At 71.5% G+C, this 23,547-nt stretch carries 17 protein-coding genes and 1 rRNA gene; 3 read left to right on the forward strand and 15 right to left on the reverse strand.

Going from position 1 to position 23,547, the window contains the following annotated elements; translation table 11 throughout:
- Together KS423_RS03045 and KS423_RS03050 are read right to left on the reverse strand one after the other, a co-directional pair.
- Positions 1-120 (reverse strand): 16S ribosomal RNA (locus KS423_RS03045); the annotation flags it as partial.
- A gap of 793 nt (positions 121-913) precedes the next feature.
- Positions 914-1,870: an acyl-ACP desaturase gene (locus tag KS423_RS03050; RefSeq protein WP_224274523.1), complete on the reverse strand. Its 957-nt coding sequence runs from the start codon at positions 1,868-1,870 to the stop codon at positions 914-916.
- A 279-nt stretch (positions 1,871-2,149) separates the two neighbouring features.
- Here KS423_RS03050 and KS423_RS03055 point away from each other — a divergent pair, with 279 nt between their 5' ends.
- Together KS423_RS03055 and KS423_RS47890 are read left to right on the forward strand one after the other, a co-directional pair.
- Positions 2,150-3,277: an NADH:flavin oxidoreductase gene (locus KS423_RS03055; protein ID WP_224274530.1), complete on the forward strand. Its 1,128-nt coding sequence runs from the start codon at positions 2,150-2,152 to the stop codon at positions 3,275-3,277.
- Between the two features lie 323 nt (positions 3,278-3,600).
- Positions 3,601-4,950 (forward strand): DUF418 domain-containing protein, encoded by a 1,350-nt coding sequence (locus KS423_RS47890; protein WP_224274532.1) that lies wholly within the window; start codon positions 3,601-3,603, stop codon positions 4,948-4,950.
- Positions 4,951-5,008: 58 nt separating this feature from the next.
- Here KS423_RS47890 and KS423_RS03065 read toward each other — a convergent pair whose 3' ends face one another.
- The 3 genes from KS423_RS03065 to KS423_RS03075 are packed head-to-tail and all read right to left on the reverse strand — an operon-like array spanning position 5,009 to position 7,628.
- Entirely contained in the window at positions 5,009-5,488 is a 480-nt protein-coding gene (locus KS423_RS03065; RefSeq protein WP_224274533.1) for a GerMN domain-containing protein, read from the reverse strand.
- Positions 5,485-6,951, reverse strand: a complete 1,467-nt coding sequence (locus tag KS423_RS03070) for a HAMP domain-containing sensor histidine kinase (RefSeq protein ID WP_308020127.1) — start codon at positions 6,949-6,951, stop codon at positions 5,485-5,487. Before KS423_RS03070 ends, KS423_RS03065 begins: the two co-directional genes overlap by 4 nt.
- Positions 6,948-7,628 (reverse strand): response regulator transcription factor, encoded by a 681-nt coding sequence (locus tag KS423_RS03075; RefSeq protein ID WP_224274535.1) that lies wholly within the window; start codon positions 7,626-7,628, stop codon positions 6,948-6,950. The genes KS423_RS03070 and KS423_RS03075 overlap by 4 nt, the downstream gene beginning before the upstream one ends.
- Before the next feature lie 226 nt (positions 7,629-7,854).
- Between KS423_RS03075 and KS423_RS03080 the strand changes: the two genes are divergently transcribed.
- Complete coding sequence (locus KS423_RS03080; RefSeq protein ID WP_374119894.1) at positions 7,855-8,631, forward strand: polysaccharide deacetylase family protein; 777 nt, start codon at positions 7,855-7,857, stop codon at positions 8,629-8,631.
- Positions 8,632-9,017: 386 nt separating this feature from the next.
- Here the strand turns inward: KS423_RS03080 and KS423_RS03085 are convergent, their stop codons facing one another.
- The 10 genes from KS423_RS03085 to KS423_RS47895 all read right to left on the reverse strand — a co-directional run bounded on the left by KS423_RS03085 (position 9,018) and on the right by KS423_RS47895 (position 23,469).
- Positions 9,018-10,244, reverse strand: coding sequence for a TIGR02679 family protein (locus KS423_RS03085; RefSeq protein WP_224274537.1), 1,227 nt, complete (start codon positions 10,242-10,244; stop codon positions 9,018-9,020).
- A complete protein-coding gene (locus KS423_RS03090) occupies positions 10,241-14,326 on the reverse strand; it encodes a TIGR02680 family protein (RefSeq protein ID WP_224274539.1) in 4,086 nt (1,361 codons plus the stop codon). Before KS423_RS03090 ends, KS423_RS03085 begins: the two co-directional genes overlap by 4 nt.
- Positions 14,327-14,342: 16 nt before the next feature.
- The gene (locus KS423_RS03095; protein WP_224274541.1) at positions 14,343-15,557 is read right to left on the reverse strand and encodes a TIGR02678 family protein; all 1,215 of its coding nucleotides are present in this window, start codon (positions 15,555-15,557) and stop codon (positions 14,343-14,345) included.
- A 34-nt stretch (positions 15,558-15,591) separates the two neighbouring features.
- Positions 15,592-17,106 carry a TIGR02677 family protein gene (locus KS423_RS03100; RefSeq protein WP_224274589.1) on the reverse strand — a complete coding sequence of 505 codons (1,515 nt, stop codon included), beginning with the start codon at positions 17,104-17,106 and terminating at the stop codon, positions 15,592-15,594.
- Between the two features lie 170 nt (positions 17,107-17,276).
- Positions 17,277-17,429: a hypothetical protein gene (locus tag KS423_RS03105; RefSeq protein ID WP_224274543.1), complete on the reverse strand. Its 153-nt coding sequence runs from the start codon at positions 17,427-17,429 to the stop codon at positions 17,277-17,279.
- A gap of 59 nt (positions 17,430-17,488) precedes the next feature.
- The gene (locus KS423_RS03110) at positions 17,489-18,835 is read right to left on the reverse strand and encodes a GH1 family beta-glucosidase (protein ID WP_224274544.1); all 1,347 of its coding nucleotides are present in this window, start codon (positions 18,833-18,835) and stop codon (positions 17,489-17,491) included.
- Between the two features lie 115 nt (positions 18,836-18,950).
- Positions 18,951-19,997 (reverse strand): glycosyltransferase, encoded by a 1,047-nt coding sequence (locus KS423_RS03115; protein WP_224274546.1) that lies wholly within the window; start codon positions 19,995-19,997, stop codon positions 18,951-18,953.
- Complete coding sequence (locus KS423_RS03120) at positions 19,994-20,995, reverse strand: NAD(P)-dependent oxidoreductase (protein ID WP_224274548.1); 1,002 nt, start codon at positions 20,993-20,995, stop codon at positions 19,994-19,996. Before KS423_RS03120 ends, KS423_RS03115 begins: the two co-directional genes overlap by 4 nt.
- A 33-nt stretch (positions 20,996-21,028) precedes the next feature.
- On the reverse strand, positions 21,029-22,354 hold the full coding sequence (locus KS423_RS03125; RefSeq protein ID WP_224274550.1) for a nucleotide sugar dehydrogenase: 1,326 nt from the start codon (positions 22,352-22,354) through the stop codon (positions 21,029-21,031).
- Positions 22,355-22,392: 38 nt separating this feature from the next.
- The gene (locus tag KS423_RS47895) at positions 22,393-23,469 is read right to left on the reverse strand and encodes a glycosyltransferase (protein WP_224274552.1); all 1,077 of its coding nucleotides are present in this window, start codon (positions 23,467-23,469) and stop codon (positions 22,393-22,395) included.
- Positions 23,470-23,547 lie beyond the last annotated feature (78 nt).

Consider the following 23,547-nt stretch of genomic DNA (forward strand, 5'->3'; position numbering starts at 1 on the left):
TGCCCACGTGTTACTCACCCGTTCGCCACTGATCCACCCCGAAGGGCTTCACCGTTCGACTTGCATGTGTTAAGCACGCCGCCAGCGTTCGTCCTGAGCCAGGATCAAACTCTCCGTGAATGTTTACTCGGCCCCGACATAAAGCAGGGACGGTTCACACCCGCGTTGAGCGGCACGGCAACCACCGGAATAAGGCGGCCCCGCGCACTGCGTCCTCGCTAGTGTTATTTCAAAAGGAATCTCCAACCCCAGTCGCAATGACCGAGGCCGGGGATGTCAACATATCTGGCGTTGACTTTTGGCACGCTGTTGAGTTCTCAAGGAACGGACGCTTCCTTCGGACCGCCTTCCAGCGGGCCCTCCGGGCTTCGTTCTTTCGTGCTTCCAGCTTATCAGATGTTTTCTGCTCCGTTTCCGGGGCTTCGTTCGTCCAACTCGCCGGTGTCTTCCGGGGCTTGACGCCCTGTCCGACATTCCAGACTCTAGCCGACCTCTGCTCCGAAAAGCGAATCCGACCGCAATCCGATAAAACGAGCACGCCGAATAAGCACCGAGCCGCAACACGACAACGCGAAACGACCCGGCCCGAACCGGGAAGTGGTGTTTCAGAGGATTGGCCGCCCCGGGACCGTCCGCGCAAACGCGTGTCCGGTGCTCCCTGCCGAGCGACTGGAAGACAGTACTCCAACTCTGCGCCCGAAACAAATTCCCTGACCAGACCGCGCAGGTGAGCCTCTGCCGGCCCCGACGCCCTCAGCCTCCGCCGGCGCCGCGGGCGGAGGCTTCCTGTATCCGGGCGGGTAGAGCCGCAGGTCGCCGAGCTTGAGCCGGCCCGGCGGCACAGAACAGAGCAGAAGAGCCGCACCCACTCCTTCGCCGGGGCCTGGCCGCTGGCCCGGCCGGGGTTCTGAAGTCAGCCCTTGGCTGCGGCCCGCCGGGCGAGGATCGCCGCCTGCCGTTCGTCGAACCGGGCCGCCTGGACGGCCAGAGCGTCGAGCATCAGCCCCAGCTCCATCTGGGCCCTGAGCCCGTCCGGCCCCAGTCCGCCGACCTCCATCACCTTGAGGTGGCGCAGGACGGGCAGCAGCACGTCATCGAGGTGGACGCGGAGGTTGTACACGCCGTCGACGGCGATCCGCGCAGCGGCGCGCTCGAAGCCGGACATGCCGTGGCCCGGCATGCGGAAGTTCGTCACCACCTCATTGACGGCCTGCATCGCCTGGTCGGGGGCGAGTTCGAACGCGGCCCCGAGGAGGTTCCGGTAGAAGATCATGTGCAGGTTCTCGTCGTTGGCGACCTGCGCCAGCATCCGGTCGCAGACCGGGTCACCCGAGGCGTGTCCGGTGTTGCGGTGCGAGATGCGGGTGGCCAGCTCCTGGAAGGCGACGTACGCGACCGTGTGGAGCGGCGAGTGCCGGTTGTCGGAAACGAAGCCGTTCTGCATGTGCGTCATGCGGGCGCGCTCCAGCTCCACCGGGTCGACGGCGCGGGAGGTGATGAGGTAGTCGCGCAGGACCATCGAGTGCCGGGCCTCTTCGCTGGTCCACTGGTGCACCCAGGTGCCCCAAGCCCCGTCCCGGCCGAACAGGGTCGCGATCTCGTGGTGGTAGCTGGGCAGGTTGTCCTCCGTCAGCAGGTTCACCACCAGCGAGACCCGGCCCACCTCGGTCAGCGGTGACTGCTCGACCGCCCACGGTTCGCCGCCGAGCGGCCCGTCGAAGTCCCGACCCCGGCTCCAGGGCACGTACTCGTGGGGCATCCACTCCTTGAAGACCCGCAGGTGGCGGTTGAGCTCGCGCTCGACCACCTCCTCCAGGGCCTGCAGGAGTCGGGCATCGGTCCACCGGGTGCGGGAGGAGGTGTTGCTCACGGGTCCAACTCTCGATTGACGAACAAACCTACGGTTCCGTAGGTAACGCCACCGTAGGTTGACCACACCGGCGGCGTCTGGGGCCCTTCGGCCCCATTCGTCGCAGCCAGGGCGCGTCGGCGTTCGTCGCCTGCTCGACGGGCCTCGGCTCACGTCGGACAGTGGCGCGGGTCACACCGGGTTTCCCCCGGCCGGCGAAATGCGGAGGCTGCCGAGGTGGTTGGTGCGGGCAACCGTTTCCGTCCCGGCGCACACCACCGCTACCCGCGAGGAATCCCCATGACCGTCACCGAGCCCTCCACCTCCCGCGCGGCCGAGATCCTGTCCCGGCCCGTCACGGTCAACGGGCTGACCGTGCCCAACCGCATCGTGATGGCGCCGATGACGCGCAGGTTCTCCCCGGGCGGCGTGCCCGGCGAGGACGTGCGCTCGTACTACGCCCGCCGCGCCGCCGCAGGCGTCGGCCTGATCGTCACCGAGGGAACGTACGTCGGCCACGAGTCCGCCGGCCAGAGCGACGACATCCCGCGCTTCCACGGCGAAGAGCAGCTGGCCGGGTGGGCCCGCGTCGCCGAGGACGTCCACGCGGCGGGCGGCACCATCGTGCCGCAGCTCTGGCACATCGGCATGGTGCGCAAGCAGGGCGACCCGCCGTTCGCCGACGCCCCCGCCCTCGGCCCGTCCGGCATCCGGCTGGACGGCACCGAGGGAACCGGGCAAGCGATGACCCGGACCGACCTGGACGCCGTCATCGGCGCGTTCGCCGAGGCCGCCGCGGCCGCCGAGCGGATCGGCTTCGACGGCGTCGAGCTGCACGGCGCCCACGGCTACCTGCTCGACCAGTTCCTGTGGGCGGGCACCAACCGCCGCACCGACGCCTACGGCGGCGACCCGGTCGCCCGGACGAAGTTCACGGCCGAGCTCGTCGCCGCGGTGCGCGAGGCCGTCTCCCCCGAGTTCCCGGTGATCTTCCGCTACTCGCAGTGGAAGTCGGAGAACTACGACGCCCGCCTCGCCGAGACCCCCCAGGAACTGGAGGCGATCCTCGCCCCGCTCGCCGAGGCCGGCGTCGACGCCTTCCACGCCTCGACCCGCCGCTACTGGGTCCCCGAGTTCGACGGCTCGGACCTCAACCTGGCCGGCTGGACCAGGAAGCTCACCGGCCGCCCCGCCATCACCGTCGGCTCGGTCGGCCTCGACGGTGACTTCGTCCGCGCCTTCATCGGCGAGGGCGCCCCGGTCCAGGGCATCGACAACCTGCTCGACCGGCTGGAGCGCGACGAGTTCGACCTGGTCGCCGTCGGCCGCGCCCTCCTCCAGGACCCGCAGTGGGCCGCCAAGGTCCTCTCCGGCCGCTTCACCGACCTGCACCCCTATGAGGCAGCCGCGGTCCGCACCCTGAGCTGACCACCACGCCCCGAGGCCCCGGCCGCACGACGAGTGCGGCCGGAACGGCGGAACGGCCAGGACCGGACGGCGAGCTCCACGGCCTCGGCCGGGCGCAGGTCGACGGTGTCCTTGCGCTGCTGCGTCTCGAAGTCGACGCGGACCAAGCCGAAGCGCTGGTGGTAGCCCTCGGCCCGTCGGGCCGTGCCAGAAGCTCCAGCGGCCGCGTCGTGGGCGGCCCGTGGTCTCCCGGGTCTGTGACGCAACGGTCATGTTCCGGTAGGGGCGGGCTGATACCGGATTCCTAGCGTGGCGGCTCCTTGATGTCGTTCGAAGGAGTTGCCGTGATCACCGAACCGATGGCCGAGAGCGTGCCGGAGGCCGCCCGGCGCAGGGAGCGCACACGGGAGAGGGCGCCGCGCGGGCGCCTCCTGGCGGTCGACGTGCTTCGGGCCCTGGCAATCTTCGGGATGGTGTGGATGCATTTCGTTCCGACCGGCTGGCTGGAGCCGACGCCGCCGGGGCACGCCTGGCCCGGAGTGCTGGAGTGGCTGAACGGGTTCCTGGACACTCGCGCCCGCAGCGTCTTCTTCCTGCTGGCGGGCGTCTCGGTCGCACTGATGACCGGTGGCGCCCGGCCGTTCGACGGGACGGCGATGCGGCGGGCGCGCAGCCGGATCGCCGTACGGGCCGGGGCGCTGCTCCTGCTGGGCCTCGGGCTTGAGCAGGTGTCCGGGAAGGTCAACATCATCACCGCCTACACCGGCTGGCTGCTGTTCCTGCTGCCGTGGACGCGGGTGCGGGCACGCCGGCTGTTCGCGGCGGCGGGGGTGTTCGCGATGGCGGCGCCGGTGTTCCAGATCACCCGGGCGAACTGGGGTCAGAACTGGGGCTTCCTGCCTCCCGTGGGGCCGGGCGCGCCGGAGCTGCCGCAGGGACTGGCGGTGCTGGTGCACCCGGGCGACTGGCTGGCGGTGTTCCAGTCGTACGTGTTCAACGTGGACACCTTCTACGCGCTGCCGCTGCTCCTGGCGGGCCTGGCGATCGGGCGGTTGGACCTGTACGACCGCGCGGTGCGGGTACGGATGGCGATCACCGGTGCGGGGATCGTGGTCGGCGGTTGGCTGGCGTCGTGGCTGGTGCTCGGACCGCTGGGGCTGGGCGTGGCGATCGACCGGTTCCAGGCCGAGCTGATGGCGCCCCCGCCGATGCCGCCGGTGCCACCGGTCGTCGGGGACGGCACGCTGCCGGATCTGCCGGCGGCCATGCCCGAGCTGCCTCCGATGCCGAAGGTGCCGTGGGCGGAGCTGTGGGCGATGTCCAAGCCGGGCCCGGGCATCGCGGAGTACGGCGCGCTGCAGATCGTCTGGATGGTCGGCGTGTCCCTCGCCCTGCTCGGCGGGCTGCTCCTGCTGACCGAACGGGGCCTGTGGCAGCGGGTCTTGTGGCCGCTGGCCGCGATGGGTGGGATGGCGATGACCTGGTACTTCGTCCAGGACGTGGTCACCAGCCGGTTCCTCGGCCGGGGGCCGGGCGGCTTCGGCCATGCGCCGCAGTCCCTCGTCCCGTACGCGCTGTTCGCCGCGGCGGCGCTGGTCGGTTCGGTGCTGTGGCGCCGGTTCTTCCGCCGTGGTCCGCTGGAGGCCCTGGTGCACCGGGTCACTGCGGCGGCGGTGCCGCGCAGCGAGGGCTGAACCCGGTACAGGCCCGGTACGCGTGTTTCGCGTGCCGGGCCCGTCGGCGTGGTGGTGATCAGTCGGCGCGGTGGAGGTCGCACTGCTGCTGGATGCCGGAGGGGGCGTCGCTGCTGACGATGGTTACCTTCGGCACGGGCCCGGTGGTGGGGGCGTCCTCGGTGGTGCAGACGAGCTGCTGGATGGCAGTGGTGCTCAGAGACGCAGCAGACCAGGACAGCCGCAGGGTGACGGTGCCGGGGGTGACGGTGGCTTGGACGCGGCCCGAGGCGGGCAGGTCGCTGTAGAGGCCGGACCGCTGCTCGGCCGGGTCTGGGCCTGCGGCGAGGGCGTCGAGGGTCTGCTGGAGGTCCTCGCGTTGGGCGTCCGGTCGGATGGTGAGGTGAATGCCGTGCTGGTCGAGGAAGTACAGCCGGGTGCCCGGCTGGACCCCGGTGGCCGGCTGCCCGCTCCTCACCGGGCCGGTCGTGGAGATCGAGCAGCCGCAGGCCAGCAGCAGCACGGCCGCGGCGGCCAAACAGCGGTGCCAGGTGGTCATGTGTCCTCCGTGACGAGACCGCGGGGCAGGACGAGGGTGAACACCGCACCGCCGGAAGGCGCGTTGGCGGCCTCGATGAGGCCGCCGTGCAGCCGGGCGTTCTCCTGGGCGATGGCGAGGCCGAGCCCGCTGCCCTCGGAGCGGGCCCGGGCCTTGTCGGCCTTGTAGAACCGGTCGAAGAGGTGCGGGAGTTCGGCGGGTGGGATGCCCGGCCCCCGGTCGGCGACGGTGAGCACGAGGTCGTCGTCCGTCCCCCGAAGGCTCAGTCGCACCGGCGGGCGGCCGTGGCGCAAGGCGTTGCCGACGAGGTTGGCGACGATGACGTCGAAGCGCCGCAGGTCCAGCCGGACGGGCAGTTCGGCGGGCAGGTCGAGGTCGACCCGATCGTTCCAGCCGCGCAGGTCGAGGGTCTCCCGGACGGCGGTGGCGGCGTCGACGGACTCGGTGCGCAGGGGTGCGGCGCCGGCGTCGAGGCGGGAGATCTCGATGAGGTCGTTGACGAGCCGGGTGAGGCGGGTGGTCTCGTTGCTGATCATGCGCAGGGCGGTGGCGGTGTCGGCGGGCAGGTGCTCGGCGTCCTCGTCGAGGATGTCGGTGACGGCAAGCATCGCGGCCAGCGGGGTGCGCAGTTCGTGGGAGACGTCGGCGGCGAAGCGGCGGCCCTGGGACTCGACGGCGCGCAGTTCCTCGATGGTGCCCTGGAGGGTGCGGGCGGTGTGGTTGAAGGTCTTGGAGAGCTGGGCGAGTTCGTCGTGCCCGGTGACGGTGAGCCGGGTGTCGAGCCGCCCCTGGGCGAGGGCCCGGGCGACGTCGCCGAGCGCCCGGACCGGCTGCAGGACCTGGCGGGCGGCCAGCAGTGCGAGCCCGGCGGCCAGGATCGCGGCGAACGCCCCAGCTCCGGCCGCCCCGGCGAGCAGTGCGTTGGCGGCACTCTGTTCGCGGTCGAGCGGGAGGAGGGCGTAGACGGTCAGGCCGGACGGGCCGCCCTTCGCGTACGTGACGGGGACGCCGGCGGCGAGCCAGGGGTGGTCGTCGGCGGTGAAACGCTGGAACGCGGCGTGGCCGCCGCCGACGGTGGCCGCCAGGGTGGGCGGGACGGCGACGGGCTGGGTCCACTCCGAGTGCGCGGTGCCGTAGGCGGCCAGGACGCGCCAGTCGCGGAAACCGCCGGTGCCCGACAACTGACCTGCCAACCGGTCGAGTTCGCCCTGGGTCGGCGGGAACGGCAGGGCTGGGGCGAGGACGTCGACGCGGCGGCGCAGTTCGTCCAGGGTGGTGTCCTGGGTCAGCTCCAGGGTGGAGTTGGTCGCGGCCCGGTAGGTGAGTGCGGCGGTGGCCAGGGCGCTCAGGGCGGCGACGGCGACGAACGCGACCAGCAGCCGCTGCCGCAGCCCCGCGACCGCGCGGCGCAGCCGGACCCGTCGGGGCGTGCGGGGGTCGGGGCCGACGGGTGGGGTGGTCACAGGGGCCCGAAGCGGTAGCCGAAGCCGCGCACCGTCTGGATGTAGCGCGGCGCGGAGGGGCTGTCCTCGATCTTGGCGCGCAGCCGGTTCACTCCGGCGTCGACCAGGCGGATGTCCTCCTGACGGCCCAGCCCCCAGACGGATTCCAGGAGTTGCTCGCGGCTGAACACCCGTCCCGGGGCGGCGGCCAGCTCCAGCAGCAGCCGCAGCTCACTGGGTGCCAGTGGCAGCGGGGCGCCGCGCTTGGTGACGGTCAGCGCCGCCCGGTCCAGCACCAGGTCGCCGTGGGCCTCCCGTTCCGCCTCCGGGCCGGCGCCGCCCGCGCGGCGCAGCACGGCGCGGATCCGGGCGTCCAGGACGCGGGATTGCGCGGGCTTGACCACGTAGTCGTCGGCCCCGGCCTCCAGGCCGAGCACGGTGTCCACGTCGTCCCCGAGCGCGGTCAGCATGATCACCGGGGTCGGTCCGGCCCGCCGCAGCCGTCGGCACACCTCGAAGCCGTCGATCCCGGGCAGCATCAGGTCCAGCACCACGAGCTCCGGCGGCTCCTGCCGCGCACGCTCCAGCCCCTCCTCACCAGAGGCGGCGGTGCGCACCGCGTGGCCCTGGCGACGCAGCCCCAGCGCCAACGCCTCGCGTACGGAGTCGTCGTCCTCGATCAGCAATAGCCGTGCCATGCCAGCCAGTATCCGGTCTCGACCTGCGGAATCGCGCCTGCGGCGTGGGGACAGGGCGGGTTGTTGCGAAACGCTCATATGCAGATCACAGGGCCCGCAACCCTGCGGCGGACGGTGGTGGACACCGACACCCGAACCCCTGGCGAGGAGTACCACCGTGCGCGACCACCACGAGCCGGCCCCGACCGACGAGACCCCGCACAGCCGGTACCCGCGGGCGGACCGGCTGGGCCGGCCGTCCGGACGCCGGAGCACGACACTGGGGCTGGCGCTGGGGGCGGCGCTGGGGGCGGCGGCCCTGACCCTGCTGGGCGTCGCCGGTGCGGTGAACGGGCCCTCCGTGCCCACCGCCGCGACCGACAGGGTCTCGGCTCCGGACCCGGGCCTGCCGGCGCCGACGGTGGACATGAGCATCTCCCGTCAGTCCGAGGACCCGGGCAAGACCGTCAACCTGACCATCGACGACGGCCCCGACCCGCGGTGGACCCCCCGGGTCCTGGACGTCCTCGCCCGCAACGGCGCCAAGGCCGTCTTCTGCATGCTCGGCCCCAACGCCCGGGCCCACCCCGACCTTGCCAAGCAGGTCGTCGCTGCCGGCCACCGGCTGTGCGACCACAGCGTCAGCCACGACACCGCCATGGACCACAAGGACGTCGCGTACCAGGAGAAGGAGATCGTCGACGGCCTGCAGATGATCCAGGACGCCACCGACGGCGCCCCCGTCCCGTACTACCGCGCCCCCGGCGGCGCCTTCACCCCCGAGAGCCGCCAGATCGCCGCCGCCCACGGCATGCGCCCGCTCGGCTGGAACGCCGACACCCGCGACTTCGAACGCCCCGGCGTCGAGAAGATCGTCGAGACAGCCAAGGCCCAACTGCGGATCGGCCCGACCGTGCTGTTGCACGACGGCGGCGGCAACCGCGCCCAGACCCTGGAAGCCCTGGAGCAACTCCTGCCGTGGCTCAAGGACAACGGCTACACCTTCAGCTTCCCCCGCCGGTGACCGGTCATCGAGCGTGCTTGTGGCGGCGTCGGGGAGAAAGCCGGATCGTGCGACGCCGCGGTTGCGGGTCGCCGTCCAGTCGGTGCACCGGGCGACCGCCGTCGCGGCGCTCGGGTTCCTGGCTGTCCACATCGCGGTCCTCCCGGCCTCGTCCGGCTCGGCCCGCACGGCTGTCCCGCGTCGACCACCATCCCCGTCGCCCCCTGGCAGGAACACGGTGCCCGCCGGGCCGTGAACCAGTGCCCGGCACTCGCCCTGCGCGTGCGCCGCCCCGAGCGGGGGCCCGGCCGACTCCGGTGAGCGGCCCTCAGGGAGCGGACTCGCGCGAACGGCGAACCAGTCGAAGCGCCGGCTGAACCCCTCGGCCCGTCGAACGGGCTGTCAATCTATCGTTGTCGGTGGTCTGCCAAGTCGTCGAGGAGCAGGTCCGCGACCACCTCCTCGACCACTGCGGTGCGCAGCTCGGCCATGGAGTCGACGAGTGCCCGGTCCCACGGTGCGGGCGTGAGACGCCCCGGGTCGGGGCCTGAGGGAACCCGGGGCACGGCGGCCCGGTAGTCGTCGGCTGACATCCGCCAGGGTACGGCCCCCGTCCTGGCGAGGACATGGGCTGCTATGCGGACCCCCTCTCCGTCGAAGTCGCCGTGGTAGTGCAGGGATGCGCCGTCGTCGGCGAGTCGGCGCAGCAGGTGGATCACGGCGGTGTTGGGCCACCCTGATGTGCAGACCAGCGGCGGGCAGTGGGGGCCGAAGCGGCGCAGGGTCAGGGCGAGCACGCTGGGGTTCTCGGTGATGTGCACGGGGCCTGCGGGACCGGTGAATTCGCCGGGTGAGCGCAGTTGGGCGAGGGTGAGGCTGACGGGGTGGCCGGCTCCGGCGCAGATCCGGGAGATCCCGGCGACGGGGCCTTCTCCCCTGGGGCGGAGACCGACGGCGAGCACGGTGGCGGACAGCTCGTCGTCGGCCACGCCGGCTCGGCTCCAGAGTGCGCGTCGCCCCTCGGCGGCTTCGGGCATGTCGGTGCCGTACAGCACCGCCAGTGCGCGCAGGACCAGGGATGACAGTCGGGTCCCGTCGTCGAGGGCGTGGGAGTCGCCGTCGAGGAGACGGGCGGCGAGGACCGGTAGCGGCTCGCCGTCGGCCGGGAGGGCGGCCAGGACGGTCAGCGCCGCAGTCAGCAGGCCCCGGGTACGGTCGGGTGAGCCGTCAACGAGGCCGTTGGCCTGCAGGTGGCCGACCCACTCCAAGAGCGCGGGCTGGGCAGCGACCACGTTGTGGCCGGCCAACCACTCCCACAGGGCGTCGCGTTGGCCGGCCTTGCGTTCGCGGTCGGCAGCCCGGTCGTGGATCGGGCCGAGGATCGCGGTCACCACGTCCCGGACGGGCCGACCGCAGGCCTCCAGCACGGCACCGTCGAGTCCCGCCAGGGGGATCGTCGGCTCGGCGCCGGGAAGTCGGTCGAGTCCGAGGAGGTCGGCCAATGCCTCCCGGCCCGCGTCGTCGAGCGGTCCGGACCGCACCCGGCTGACGGGACGGCCGGTCGAGAGGCGGTCGTGGACGGCCGACCAGAGGGGGCGGAGTTCGGGGAGGTCGAGGGGGTGGCGGGCCGTCATGCCGGTTCTTCCGTGTCGGCTTCGTCGGGCAGCAGCTCGGTGCCCGTCCAGGTGAAGCGGGCACTGGTGACGGCGTCGTCGCCGTCGCCTCCGGTGATCAGCTGGTGGACGGCGATGCCGGAGAGCTCCCGGTAGGTGCACCACTCGTGGTCGGAGGTGAGCACCAGGTCGAGGTCGAGTGCCGCGAGGAGGCCGAAGACCTGCCCGCGGTTCACGGTGTCGACGCCGACGAAGACCTCGTCGAGCAGGATCAGTCGCGGGGACTCCGGCACCGCCTCGTAGTGGGCGGCCACGGCGGCGAACAGCGGCAGGTGGAGGGCGATGGCCTTCTCACCTCCCGAGAGCGCGCCGTGGAGCTTCTTGGTGAGCAGTTGCCAACCGGAGCCGTTGGCGCGGTCCAGCTTGACGACGAACTGGTGCCAGGCCGTGTAGTCGAGGACCTCGGCGAGCTGCTCCTCCCACGTCGCCGCCGTGTTGCGGGTCTTGGCCTCCTCGATGCGGCCCCGGAAGAAGGCGTGCAGGGCCTCGCGGTCGGCTTCGGTGATCCGCGCCGGGTCCTTGAGCAGCAGTTCACGGGCCGTCCGGGTACCCGCGGGCAGGTCGGGGTGGATCTGCCACACCAGCCGGACGGCCACCCGCGAGGCGGTGCGGACCCGTTCGAGGTGGCCGTTCATCCGCTCGACGAGTTCACCGGCCTGGCGGATCCGGGCGGCGAGGTGGCGGCGGGTGTCGCCGGTGAGGGTCCGGTCGAAGAGGCTGCGTTCGGCGGTGGTGATGTCGTCCTGGCTGCGGTCACGGTCGCCGGTGAGGATGGCGAGGAGGCCGGTCGCGCCGACCCGGATGCCGTCGATGGTGGCGGTGAGGACGTGGATGTCCTCCTCGGCTTCGAGTTCGAGGTCGGCGCGGCTGCTGAGGCTCTGGCGGGCTCGGTGTACGGCCTCGGAGAGTCGGTTCAGCGAGTCTCCGAGGTTCCTGGTGCCGTGCGGCAGGTTGGGCCACGCGGCGGCGGTCTCGCGCGCCGCCCCAAGGGTGGCGCGGGTGCCGTCCACGGCGGTGAGGACGAGCCCGAGGCCCGCGTCCTCGGGGAACCCGAGAACGCACAGGCGCCGGAAGCCGTGGGCGGCCTCGTTCCGGGCCGCCACGGCGTCATCGCGCCGGGCCGCGTCCTGGGCCGTGGTGGCGCCCAGCGCGCCGATCCGGCCTTCGAGGGCGAGGAGCGACCGGTTGCTGGTGTCGATCTCATGGCGGGTCCGGTCGAGCAGCTTTCGGAAGTCGCTGATCCGGGCGGCCACTTGGCGGTAGTCCTCGCCGACGGTGCTCTCGACGGCCAGGAGCGCGGATCGGAGCCCGCGGGCGGCGGCCTCGGCGTCCTCGGCCTCGCCCAGGCTCTCGGCTGCCGCACCCCGGGATGCCTCGGCGTGGCTGCGGGCGGTGTCCCAGGCCTGCTGGGCGGCCGTCCAGGCCAGGTGCACATCGAGCCAGGCGTCTGCCTGTTCGCGCAGCGCGTCGACCGCCGTGGCGGTCGCGTCCAGGGCGGCGCGTTCGGTCGGCAGGGCGTGCTCGGCCGAGGCGACGGCGAGTGCGCGCAGCGCGCCCGCGACCGCCTCCTCCTGTCGCGCGAGCCGTTCGACGGCCTCGCGTACGGCATCCTCGCGGGCACCCACCTCGGACTCGGACCGTTCCCAGACGCGCTTGGCCTGCTCCACCTCCCGGTGGTGCGGCCGGGAGCGGAGGTCGGCGCCGAGGCGCGTCCGGCGGTCGGCGAGGGCGCGCAGCCGCGTCTCGAAGCCGGTGACGGTGGTGTCCACCTCAGCCAGCTCAGCTGTGAGTTCCGCGATCCGCCGTTGCCTGGCGCGTTCCCGGGCCGCGGCGCCGATGTGGCTGGACTCCTCCTTGGTCCAGGAGCCGACCACCGTCGCCAGCCGCCAGCTTCCGTCGGCCGCCACGGCGGCCTGGTGGCCCGCCGGGAGCGTGGGGCCGTAGGCGATACCGGCCAGCAGCCGCTGTACCCGGTCGGTCGTCACCGGGCCGTCGGGTTCCGGAGCGAGGACGTCGAGCAGCGAGGGACCCGGTGCGGGAAGGGCCGATGCCGGGTCGGCCAGGATGTCGTGCCCGGCGACGACGAGGCCTCCGTCGGGGGTCATCCAGGCGTCGAGCAGGCCGGCCGCTTCCAGAGCCGCTTCGATGCCTGCCTGGTCGGCGGGCGGCACGTCCGGCCGGAAGACCAGCAGTCGCCACAGTGGGGCACCCGGCAGGACCGACCGGTCGGCCGTGCGGGTCCGTGGCGGCACCGGCGGGAGATCCGCCGCGGCCGCGGTGCGTTCCAGTTCCCCGACGACCAGGTCACGCCGGGCGCGGGCGTCGTCCCGGCCGGCGCGGGCGGTCGTCTCGTCCGCGGTGATGGAGCTCTCCACGGCCCGGGCGGCGGCTTCGACCAGCGCGAGGACGTCGGTCTCGACGGCGGCGCGGGAGGCGATTTCCTCGACGTCGTCGATCGACAGCTCGGTGCAGTCGGCCGTTGCCCACCGGCGCAGCCGGTCGGCGTGGGCGTCGACGGCCGTCTCGTAGGCGTGGGCGTTCCCCTCGCGCCGCGCGATCGCGTCGGCCAGCCGTTCGCGCGCCGTGTCGAGGTGCTGCTCCGCCGCCGTCCGGTCCGCGAGGGAACGCTCGTGACGCTCGGCGGCGGTGCGGACCTCGGCGATCTGGCCGTGCCGCGAGACGACCGCGCCGCGCAGCAGGCGGCGTGCCGTGCGCCCTTGCTCCTGCGCGTCCCCGGACGGACCCGGTGCGGCACCGAGCAGGGTCTGCACCTCGGTGCAGACGGACTCCATGGCTGCTCGCCGCGCCGCGCCGCGCGTCTCCTCCCGGGCCACGCGGGTGTGTTCGGCCCGCTGCTCCGAGCGCAGCCGTGCATCGTCGGCACGCCCGGCGTCCTCGTCGGCCGTCTGAACCTTCCGGTCGGCGGCGGCGCGGGCACGGGCGGCGGTCCCGGCGGCCTGGTCGGTCCTGCGACGGAGCTGATCGAGTTCCTGCCCCTGCCGATAGGCCTCGGAGTCGAGCAGCCCCTCGATGGCGCCCTCGACCTCCTGTCGCCGGTGTTCGAGCTCCTCCCGCGCCCCTCTGTCCTCATCGCGTCGGCGCAGGGCGTCGGCGTGCTCCTTCTCGCTCTCCCTGGCGACGCGGGTGAGGTTGTCCACCTCGGTCGTTGCGGAGATGAGCGCCGCCGCCCCGGCACGCAGGATGCGCTGGGCGTAGCCGCGTTGCTGGGTCGCGACGGCGGTGGCCGCGGCCACCTCGTCGTCCAGGGACTTCAGGTGTTCGCGCTGCCGGTCGAGGCGTTCGAAGCCCTCGGCCAGTTCGGTGATCTCTCCCTGGCCGAGCGGGGGCAGGGCCCGGGAGAGCAGGGAGGACAGCAGTGACGGGTCCAGGCGCTCGGAGAGTTTGGGGGTGCGGAGCTGGAGCAGGGCGGTGATCAGTGCGTCGTAGCGTTGCTCGCTCAGTCCGGGGAAGAGCGTGCTCCGGACCGTGTTGCGGTAGTCGGTGGGTGATCCGTGCAGCTCACCCCGGCCGTGCAGGGCTTCGGCCAGGGCGGCGCGGGTGAGCGGCTGGCCCGCGTCGTTGACCAGGGAGAGACCGCCGGGGCGGTCGATCCGCGCGCCGGTGGTGAAGTAGTCGACGGTGACACCGGTGGTGTGCACGCTCGCCTGGAGCCTCGCGCCGCAGGTGAACCGGACGGGATCGCCGTCGTCGCGGACGAACTCCAGCCACACGTACCCGACACGGGTCTTGCCCGAGGTGCCCTCGCCCATCAGGTTCCAGTGCATGGTGCGCTCGGAGCCGCCGAAGGTGGACAGCCGGTTGGGGCGCAGGCTGGCGTCGAACAGGAACGGCAGGAGCACCTCCAGGGCCTTGGACTTGCCGGTGCCGTTCTGCCCCCGCAGGAGCAGTCGGCCCTCGTGGAAGGTGAAGGTCTCGTCGTAGTAGCGCCAGACGTTGAGGATGCCGGCCCGGGCGGGCTGCCATCGCGCTGCTGCGGCCGCCGTCGGGAACGCCGAGCGCTGCGGGAGCTGTGTCACGGTCATCGGAAGTCTTCCCTGGTCAGGTTGCGGGACCGTCGGTCACGGTGGTCCGGTACCGGAACGCCGCGGGCCGGGGAACGGTGCGGTCGCCGATCCGACGGGCCAGGCCGAAGTCCCCGAGGACGCGAACGGCATCGGCCGCGAGGCGCTGGGCGCCGTCCTCCGACTGGTAGCTCTTCGCCCACTTCGGGAAGCGCCGCAGGAGTTCGTTCGCCTCGACGGCGAGCTGTTCCGGTGTCAGCCCGTCCGAAGCGGCCGTCAGCGGTTCCAGCAGGAGCAGGGCGGCGACACGGGCCGTCGCGGAGTCGTCCGGGAAGCGGCTGTCCGTGGCGATCCCGTCCGGGTCGACGAGCAACAGGCCGTCGGCCCGTTCCTCCAGCACGAAGCCGCCCTGCTCGGCGGCGCGCCGCACGATCTGGCGCCCGGTCGGCGAGCCGAGGTAGGCGAGCTCGTCGGCGCCGAGGTCGTCGTGGTGGAGGACGGGATCGTCGAAGAGCCGGCGCAGCACCGAGTGCCGCAGCCGGAGGTTGCGCTGAGCATCGGAGGCGTCGGCACCGCCGTAGCGGCTCTCGCGCACCGTGCCCCGCAGGAGTTCCTCGAAGCGCAGCGGCACGTCCTCCGCCGGCACGGCCAGCCGGGACGGCCCGACGGGCGCGGCGAGCAGGCGCATCAGTACGGTGGCGTCCACCCGGTAGAGGACCTTGGCCTTCGCCGAGTCGACGAAGCTCTCCGTGACGCCGTCCACGGTGAGGAGTGCGCCGTAGGACTCCAACAGTTTGAGGGTGTCCACGAAGGCCATGCGCTCGGACTTGCTCGCCGTGTCGAAAGGCGGCAGCGCCTCGTCGGTGGCACAGGCCTGGACGATCCGGTCGGCGAGCAGGCCGACCGTCGTCACCGGGACCGGGAGCAGCTCGGCCGCGACGACGCACAGCAGGGTGTAACGCCGACGGTCGAACGGAGCCTTGCCGGACCTCAGCCGGCGGGCGGGGCGCGAGGCGTCGGGGACGGCCCGGATCTTGAGCAGGCGCGCGTACCCCAGGCGCGGCTCCACCACCAGCTGCCAGCCGCAGTGGTAGTCGAACCACTTCGTCAACGGGTCCTGCCGGCGGCGGATCAGCTCGAAGGCGGGCGGGTCGCCGCGCTCGGTGATCAGCGGTCGGCCGAGGAGAAGTCTGATGCCTCGGGCCACGTCCTGCCGCTCGGCCAGGACCAGCTGGTTGGCAAGGGTGCTCATACGCCTCTCCTGATGAGGATCGCGCTCCGCCCACTCATGCGCTGTCCTCCCGGGTGACCGCCCGCGGGGCGCCCGGGCTGCGGATCTCCACCAGGTAGTCGGGCCCCTCCAGCCGACCGTGGGAGGTCCGCAGAACGGCACGCCCGCCGGCGGGAAGCGGCCGGAGCACGATCTCGACGCGCCCGTCGGAGGTGACCGCCCGACGTGCTCCGTCGGCGTCCGGTCGTACGGCCAGCGCCCGGCCGAGGAGGTCGAGCAGCCGCTCGAAGACGGTGTGGTCCAGCACGCCGAAACCGGAGAGCCGCACGGGGCCGTCGGTGCCCAGCACGTCCCAGGCGGCTTCGAGCTCGGCACGCTCCTTCCGGGCCCGCTCGGCGCGGGCCGCCTTGACGCCGCCGATGTCACGCACCTTGCCGGTGCGGGTGAACCTCTCGGTACGGCCACTGGTGCGCAGCAGAGCCGACACCTCCACCGGCGGGGCCTCGGCCCAGGTCCCCGACGAAGGCACCAACTCAGGATCGGGGTGCGCAAGATGGGCGTGACGAGCCGGGCCGAGTCCGAAGGCGGCCGACCACAGGCGGTGCAGGTCGTCCTCCCCGGGCGCCGCGGCGAACCAGCGCGCCAGTTCCCGGAAGTCCTGGACGGCACTGGACGAGCGGCGCCGTGACTCGGTGATCCGGTCGAGGACCTGGAGGAGCGTCACGATCGCCCGCCGCGCCACGTCGTGCAGCTGCTCCACACGCGGTCGCGACCCGTCCGCCGGCCGGAACCAGGCCCGCAGCCCCTCCCAGCGTGCCCGACGCCGCTCCAGCCAGGCCGGCGCGGGGTCGCCGTCGGCGACCGGCGGCAGCTCGGCGCCCCGCAGCGCCCGCTCGTGCAGCAGGCTCACCCCACGCTGCTCCAACCGCTCCACGGCGGAGGAGACCGTCTGTCCCCGCTGGTCCAGGTTGACGAGGAACTCCTGGAGATAGGCCACCGTCGCGGCCTTCACCTCACGGAACGTCGCCAGGTCCGCACCTTCGGCGCGCAGCAGGCGCTGCAACTCTCCGTTGAACGCTTTGGTGTTGGACAGTAGCGCCTCCAGATGGCCCTCCAGCTCCTGGAGGGTGGTGAAGACCCGACGGTCCGAGGAAGTGGAGTCGCCCACAAGGACGTACAGCTCGTCGAGCCGGTCCGTGATCGCCTCCAGCACCGCCGTCTGGAGCGCCCCCGTCGAGGCGAGCACGGACAGGGCGTGCTCGACCCCGGCGAACGCGGCCTCACCGCGCCGGGTCAGCGAGTACTGGAGGTTGCGGCGCTCGTACTCCTCGGCGGTCCGGTAGTTCTCCGCGTGGTTCTGGACGACGTCCAGCAACTGCCACTCCCGGAGCTTCCGCAGCGCCTCCTGGAGATCGTCGTCGTCGACCGCGTCGAGCCAGCCGACCGCCCGCAGCCGGGCGCGGACGTCATCCAGCCCGAGCGCCGTCTCCAACCGCTCGTTGGCCGCGCCGAAGGCCTGGAGGATCGCACCGTAGAGTTCGGCCTTCTCCCCCGTCGTGAACCGGAACATCTCCGGCGGCACCCTGCGCAACAGCTCCCCTCCTCCCCGTCGGGCCCCACAGTACGCGTACGGACACCGGCGCTCGCGTGCCGAATGCGCTTCCCCTGCGTCCCCGCAGACCGATCGTGTGGTCGAGGACCCCGTGCCCCGGCCCCGTGATCCGGCCTGCGAAGAACTCGTCAGTGCAGCCTGGTCCGATGCTCGGGGCGCTCCAGGTGCGTGATGACCACCCGGTGAGCGCGCCAACCGTCCGGGAGCTTGGGCGGGACGTCCAGGTGGATCGGCTGCTCCGAGGCCTCGTCGATGATCACAGCTGCTGCGGGCCACGCCATCAGGATGGCCTCTCGGTAGACACCAAGAGGCCATACGATCCCACATCGACTGATGTCAACTACACCGAGTAACGGGCCCGGTGAACGGAGATCAGGTCCCGGTACCAGGCATATGAGGCCCTCGGCGTGCGGCGCTGGGTCTCGAAGTCAACGTGGACCAGCCCGAAGCGCTGGCTGAACAGCCCCTCGGCCCATTCGAAGTTGTCGAGGAGGGACCAGGTGTAGTAGCCGCGGACGTCGACGCCTTCGGCTGCGGCCTGGGCGAGGGCGTCGAGGTGGGCGGCCATGAAGTCGATGCGGGGCTGGTCGGGGTCGGTGTCTTCGGCGACGGAGCAGCCGTTCTCGGTGATGGTGAGGGGCGGAAGGGCCTTGCCGTAGGTGTCGCGGAGGTGGAGGAGGAGTCGGCGCAGGGCGTCGGGGACGACGGGCCAGCCGAAGGCGGTGTGGGGGACGTCGGGGATGTCGACGAGGTCGAAAGGCAGGCCGCCCGGCTCGGTGGGGGCGGCGACGCGGGTGGGGTTGTAGAAGTTGAGGCCGAGGCCGTCCAGGCCGGGGGTGTGGATGAGGTCGAGGTCGCCGGGGTGGACGGCGCCGTGGATGTCGTCGGGGACGCCGAGGGCGGAGAGGTCGGGGTAGCGGCCGAGGAGGACGGGGTCGGTGAACAGCCGGTTGTGCAAGGCGTCGTAGGCCTCGGCGGCGGCCTTGTCCTCGGCGGAGTCGGAGGCCGGTTCGACGGGGGTGAGGTTGTTGGAGAGCATCACCTCCAGGCCCCGCTCGTGGAGCAGGGACGCCGCCAGGCCGTGGCCGAGGAGTTGGTGGTGGGCAGCGGGCAAAGCCTCGAACATCAGGGCGCGGCCGGGGGCGTGCGTGCCCAGGGCGTAGCCGAAGACGGTGTGGACGAAGGGCTCGTTGAGGGTGATCCAGGCGGGGATCCGGTCGCCGAGGCGGTCGGCGACGATGGCGGCGTACTCGGCGAAGCGGTACGCGGTGTCGCGGTTGAGCCAGCCGCCACCGTCCTCCAGGGCCTGCGGGAGGTCCCAGTGGAAGAGGGTGGGCAGTGGGGTGATGCCGGCCTCCAGCAGAGCGTCGACGAGCCGGTCGTAGAAGGCGAGTCCGGCGGGGTTGACGGTGCCCGCGCCGGTGGGCAGGACGCGGGGCCAGGCGATGGAGAAGCGGTAGCCGTCGAGTCCGAGGCCCTTCATCAGGGCGATGTCCTCGGGGTACCGGTGGTAGTGGTCGCAGGCCACCGCGCCGGTGTGCCCGTCGCGTACGGCGCCCGGGCGGGCGGCGAACGTGTCCCAGACGGACGGCCCTCGGCCGTCCTCCCCCACCGCCCCCTCGATCTGGTAGGCGGCGGTGGCGGCACCCCAGCGGAATCCCGCCGGCAGGTCGTAGCGATCCGGCATGGCAGCCTCCTGGCGAGAACATGAGGAGCACTCATGTTACTGACACTGCGCCAAAACACCAGAGGAACCCGTCGACGGGTCGGACGGGGAGGGATGACGGCCGTTGTCCCCTGCGTCAGGGGCCAGGCCAGTGTTGTTCCAGTGCGTCGAGGAAGAGGGCGGGCTTCCGCCAGATGTTGCGTTCCCTGTGGGTCCACTCGGAGGCCGCGAGCCCGAGTGCGCGGGCTTCGGTGCGGTGGTCGGCCACCCACCTGAGCAGGCGGGCCACCTCTCGGACATCGGGTACGCCACGGACTCCGCAGTGCCCCAGGTGCGGCTCGAACACGTCTTCCCAGGCAGCGGGTGGCACCGCCAGTACCAGATCGGCGGCGTCCGCGCAGACGTCGCCCTGGCCCTCGGACGACAGGGCGATGACGGGGAGCCCGGTAGCCATGCCCTCGATCAGGGGCAGACCGAACCCCTCACTGCCCAGGGCGAGGAGGACATCCGCCTGCTCGTACCAGTGGAGGATCCCTCGGGACGGCTCGTTCTCGGAGACGATGGTGATCCGCTCGTCCCGTACGGTCAGTCCGGCGCGCCCCTCCTCGCCGAAGCGCGCCTTGATCACCAGTCGGGCTGTCGGGTCGTCCTCGAAGGCCAGTTGCCAGGCCCGGATCGCCTGGGGGACGTGTTTGCGCGGTACCACGGTCCCCACCACCAGGGTGGTGATCCCCTCCCGCTCCGGCCGGGCCACGTACGGGTAGACCATCGGATCCACGCCGTCGGGCGTGATCTCGATCGGCACCCGGATTCCGCTCGCCCGGAACATGTCCGCCACGAATCGTGTCGGAACCATCAGTGCGCGCGCCCGGTTCAGCGGTTCCAGCCAGCAATCAGGGAGTCGGCTCGACTCCCACATGGTGTGGACGAGGTGTTCGCGCCCGGCGAAGCGGTCCAGCTCCGGCCGTACCCAGGAGTTGAAGATCAGTGGGCCGGGCACCTCGGGGCCGGACTGCTCCAGGATCCGCAGCAGTTCGGCCGAGAGCCCGTTGCGGTCCGTCTTGAACGGGAGCAGGTTGACCCTGATCCCGAGTCTGGACAGGCCTACCGCGATGTACTCGGAGATTCCCGCGTAGCCGTCGTGGACGTAGAACTCACCGGCCAGGTTCACGGTTGACGTCATGCGTGCTCCCGGACCCACTCGATGACTTCGTCCACCATGACGTGGAGGGGGGTCTCAGGCAGGAATCCCAGGACCTTTGCCGCCTTGCTCGTGTCGGGGTGTCGAACCCTGACGTCGTCACGAAGCGCCGGCTCGTGTCGCACCACCATCGGGAGCCCCGGATTGACGCGCTCCCAGACGAGGCGGGCGAGATCCGCCACCGTGCATCCTTCCCGACCGGACAGGTTGAAGTCGTCGTTGCGCGCGGCCTCCGACTCCATGGCGAGGACGATGCCTCGGGCCATGTCCCGTACGTAGGTGAAGGTGCGGAACTGACGCCCGTCGCCGAGTATGCGGAAGGGGGTCTCACATCGAAGGGCGCGTTCCACGAAGTCGGGTATCACGTGGCCGCGGACCATTCGCTGCAGTTGGTCGGATGACGTGCTTTCGTGCTGAGCCCACCGCTCGCCGGCGCCCACGCAGTTGAACGGCCGCACGATGGTGTAGGGCACGCCGTGTTGTGACCATGCGGCCCTCGCGTAGTACTCGACCGACAGCTTCTGGAATCCGTACGCCGTCGCGGGCGGCGGGACCCTGCGCTCGTCGCCCTCCAGGAAACCCGCACCGTCGTGCTTCTCGTAGACCATGGACGAACTGACGTAGGTGACCTTGCGAAGCCCTTGCCCGCGCCGGGCGATTCCGATGTCGGCCGCCGTCTGGACGATCCGGTTGTTCTCACGGAGGATGTCGTATGCCAGGTCGCTCATGTACCGGACGCCGCCGATCATGGCGGCATTCGCAATCAGGTGATCGCAGCCGGCGGACAGTTCGTGCAGCAGCTCGGCATTTCCGGCGTCACCCACCACCTCGGTGTACCGCTCGTGTTCGATCGGGGCGCGGGCAGGTCGTCCGTACTTCGACAGATTGTCCAGTCCGACGACCGTGTACCCGCGCGCCAGCAACTCCTCCACGACGTAGCCGCCGATGAATCCCGCCGCGCCCGTGACCAACACCTTCACCTGCTTGTCCTGCCTTCCGACTCGTGCGGTTTCCTACTTCAACTGACCTTCACCGAACGCGAGGTACATCACCTCGTCGGGGACCTCGGGCACCTGGTCCGCGTGCAGGGACCAGATGTCGTACACCAGGCCGGGGTGCTCCATCCTGCTGGTCAGCCAGGGAAGTGACAGGTTCCGGTAGATCCGGTGGTTGGTCCCGAGGATCACGACGTTGGCGCCTTGAACCGCCTCGGCCACCTCCGCACACGGCAGGTATCCGAGGGCCCGTTGTCTCCTGTGCGGGACCAGAGGGTCGTGTGAACGGATCGTCACGGCATCGGCCCGGCGGCGGATCCGTTCGAGGAGGTCCACGGACGGGGAGCACCGCTCGTCGTCCGTCTCCGGATGTCCCTTGAAGGCGACACCGAGCAGTGCCACTTCCAGCTGTCCGAAGTCGGCGACCTTGGCCGTGTGCTCCATGACGTCGACTGCCAGTCTGTCCGGTACGGCGCGATGGGCCTCGCCGACTCCGTCGACCAGGCCGGAAGGTCCGAGTCCGTAGTCGTCGAACGCCCGGGACAGGATCCTGATGTCCTTGGGCAGGCACGAGCCGCCGGCGGGCCCTGGTGCCGGCATCGCGCCACGCCGGTACCCGGTGGACGCAGCCTGCTGGACCTCCCGGGTGCTGACGCCCACCTTCTCGCAGAGCCTGGCCAGTTCGTTGGCGAACGCGAACGCCGTGTACCGGAAGGAATTGCACGCCAGCTTGGCGATCTCCGCTGCCTCCAGTGACGAGACCTCCACGATCTCGGGCGTGAGCAGTCGGAACAGGGCAGCGGCCCGTTCGACGGCCTGTGGACTGCTGCCGGCCACGATCTGCGGGAGCGTGCGCAGTTCACGCACGGCCGCGCCCTGAACCGTCCGTTCCGGACAGAATGCGAGGTCGACGTCGCGGTGCGTCCGCAGGGCGGCCAGCAACCGCCGCGACGTGCCTACCGGAACCGTGGAGCGCAGCACGATCAGGTCTCCGTCGTCGACGAGACCGGCCAGTGCGGCGAGCGCTCCCTCCAACTGGGACAGATCCGGTGAACCCGCCTCGTCCACCGGGGTGCCGACGCACACGACGTACGTGCCGACTCCGGTTCCGTCGGGCAGGGATTCGGTGACGGTGAGCATTCCGCTGTCCACGGCTTCGGCCAGTTCGAGTCCTGCCTCGTGCACGTGTGCTCGTTTGTGGCGGAGCTCTTCGCCCACTTCGCGGTTCCGTTCGACGCCGATGACCCTGCGGCCGCGAGCGGCCAGCGCCACCGCCAGTGGCAGGCCGACGTATCCCAGGCCGATGACGCACACCGTGTCCGCGGTGTGCCGGTGATGGAGCACGTGTGATCGATCCCCCTCTTGAGTGGTGACAGTGGCTTTCATCGGGCCCTGAGCGGCCGTCGGGGTTGCAGGTACCGCTCCATCACGTCGAGCGTTGCCGGCCCCTTGGCCCAGATGTCGCGGTTGCGGTGAACCCAGTCGGAGGCAGCCGCGCCCATCTGGGCGGCCTCGTCGCGGTGTCCCGCCACCCAGGAGAGCAGCGCCGCGACCTCCCGGACATCAGGTACGCCGCGTACCCCGCACCGCCCGTATCCCGGCTCGTCGACGGCTTCCCACCGTCCCGGAGCAACGGCCAGGACCAGGTCGGCGGCGTCCGCGCACACGTCACCCTGGCCTTCGGATGACAGCGCGATCACTGGCAGTCCCGTGGCCATGGCTTCGACCAGCGGGAGCCCGAACCCTTCGCTCCCCAGGGCGAGTAGGACGTCCGCCTGCTCGTACCAGTGCAGGATCCCCCGTCCCATCTCGGGCTCGTCGATGACCGTGATGCGCGGATCATCGACCCGGAGGCCGTAGGCCGCCGCCGTGTTGAAGCGCGACTTGATGACCAGGCGCGCCTCGGGATCGCCGTCGAAGGCGAGTCTCCAGGCCTCGATCCCCTCGACGACGTGCTTGCGCGGGATGACCGTACCGACCATGAGGGTGGTCAGGCCGGATCGCGGCGGCCGCTTCAGCAGGGGGTAGAGCCCGGCGTCCACCCCCTCGGGGACGACCTCGACCGGAACGGTCACTCCGCTCGCCCGGCAGACGTCGGCGACGAACCTGGTGGGCACGATGACGGCCCGCGCACGGTTGAGCTTCCGCGGCCAGTCGGCGGGGAGCCGGCTCGACTCCCACATGGTGTGAACGAAGTGTTCCACTCCCGCGTACTGTTCCAGCTCCGGTTCCAGCGCGGCCGAGAACAGGACCGGGCCGCCCGTGAACTCGGTGGATTCGGCCAGCAGGGTCGTCATCGGCGCGCTCAGGCCCTCGGGGAAGACCTTGATGGGCAGGACGTTGACCCTGGCCCCGGCCCGTGCCATGCCGACGGCCGTGTACTCCGCCAGGCTGCCGTAGCCGTCGGCCACCAGGAAGTGCGCGACCAGGTTGACCGGTTCCACGACGTTGTCATCCACTTCTTCTTCTCCTACCTGTGTCGGGGCGGGAGACGGCCTCCGCCAGCCGGGAATGCGTAGTCGTGCTGCTGCCCCGTG

The organism is Streptomyces sp. LS1784, from assembly GCF_020103755.1.
In the GTDB taxonomy this organism is placed as follows: domain Bacteria; phylum Actinomycetota; class Actinomycetes; order Streptomycetales; family Streptomycetaceae; genus Kitasatospora.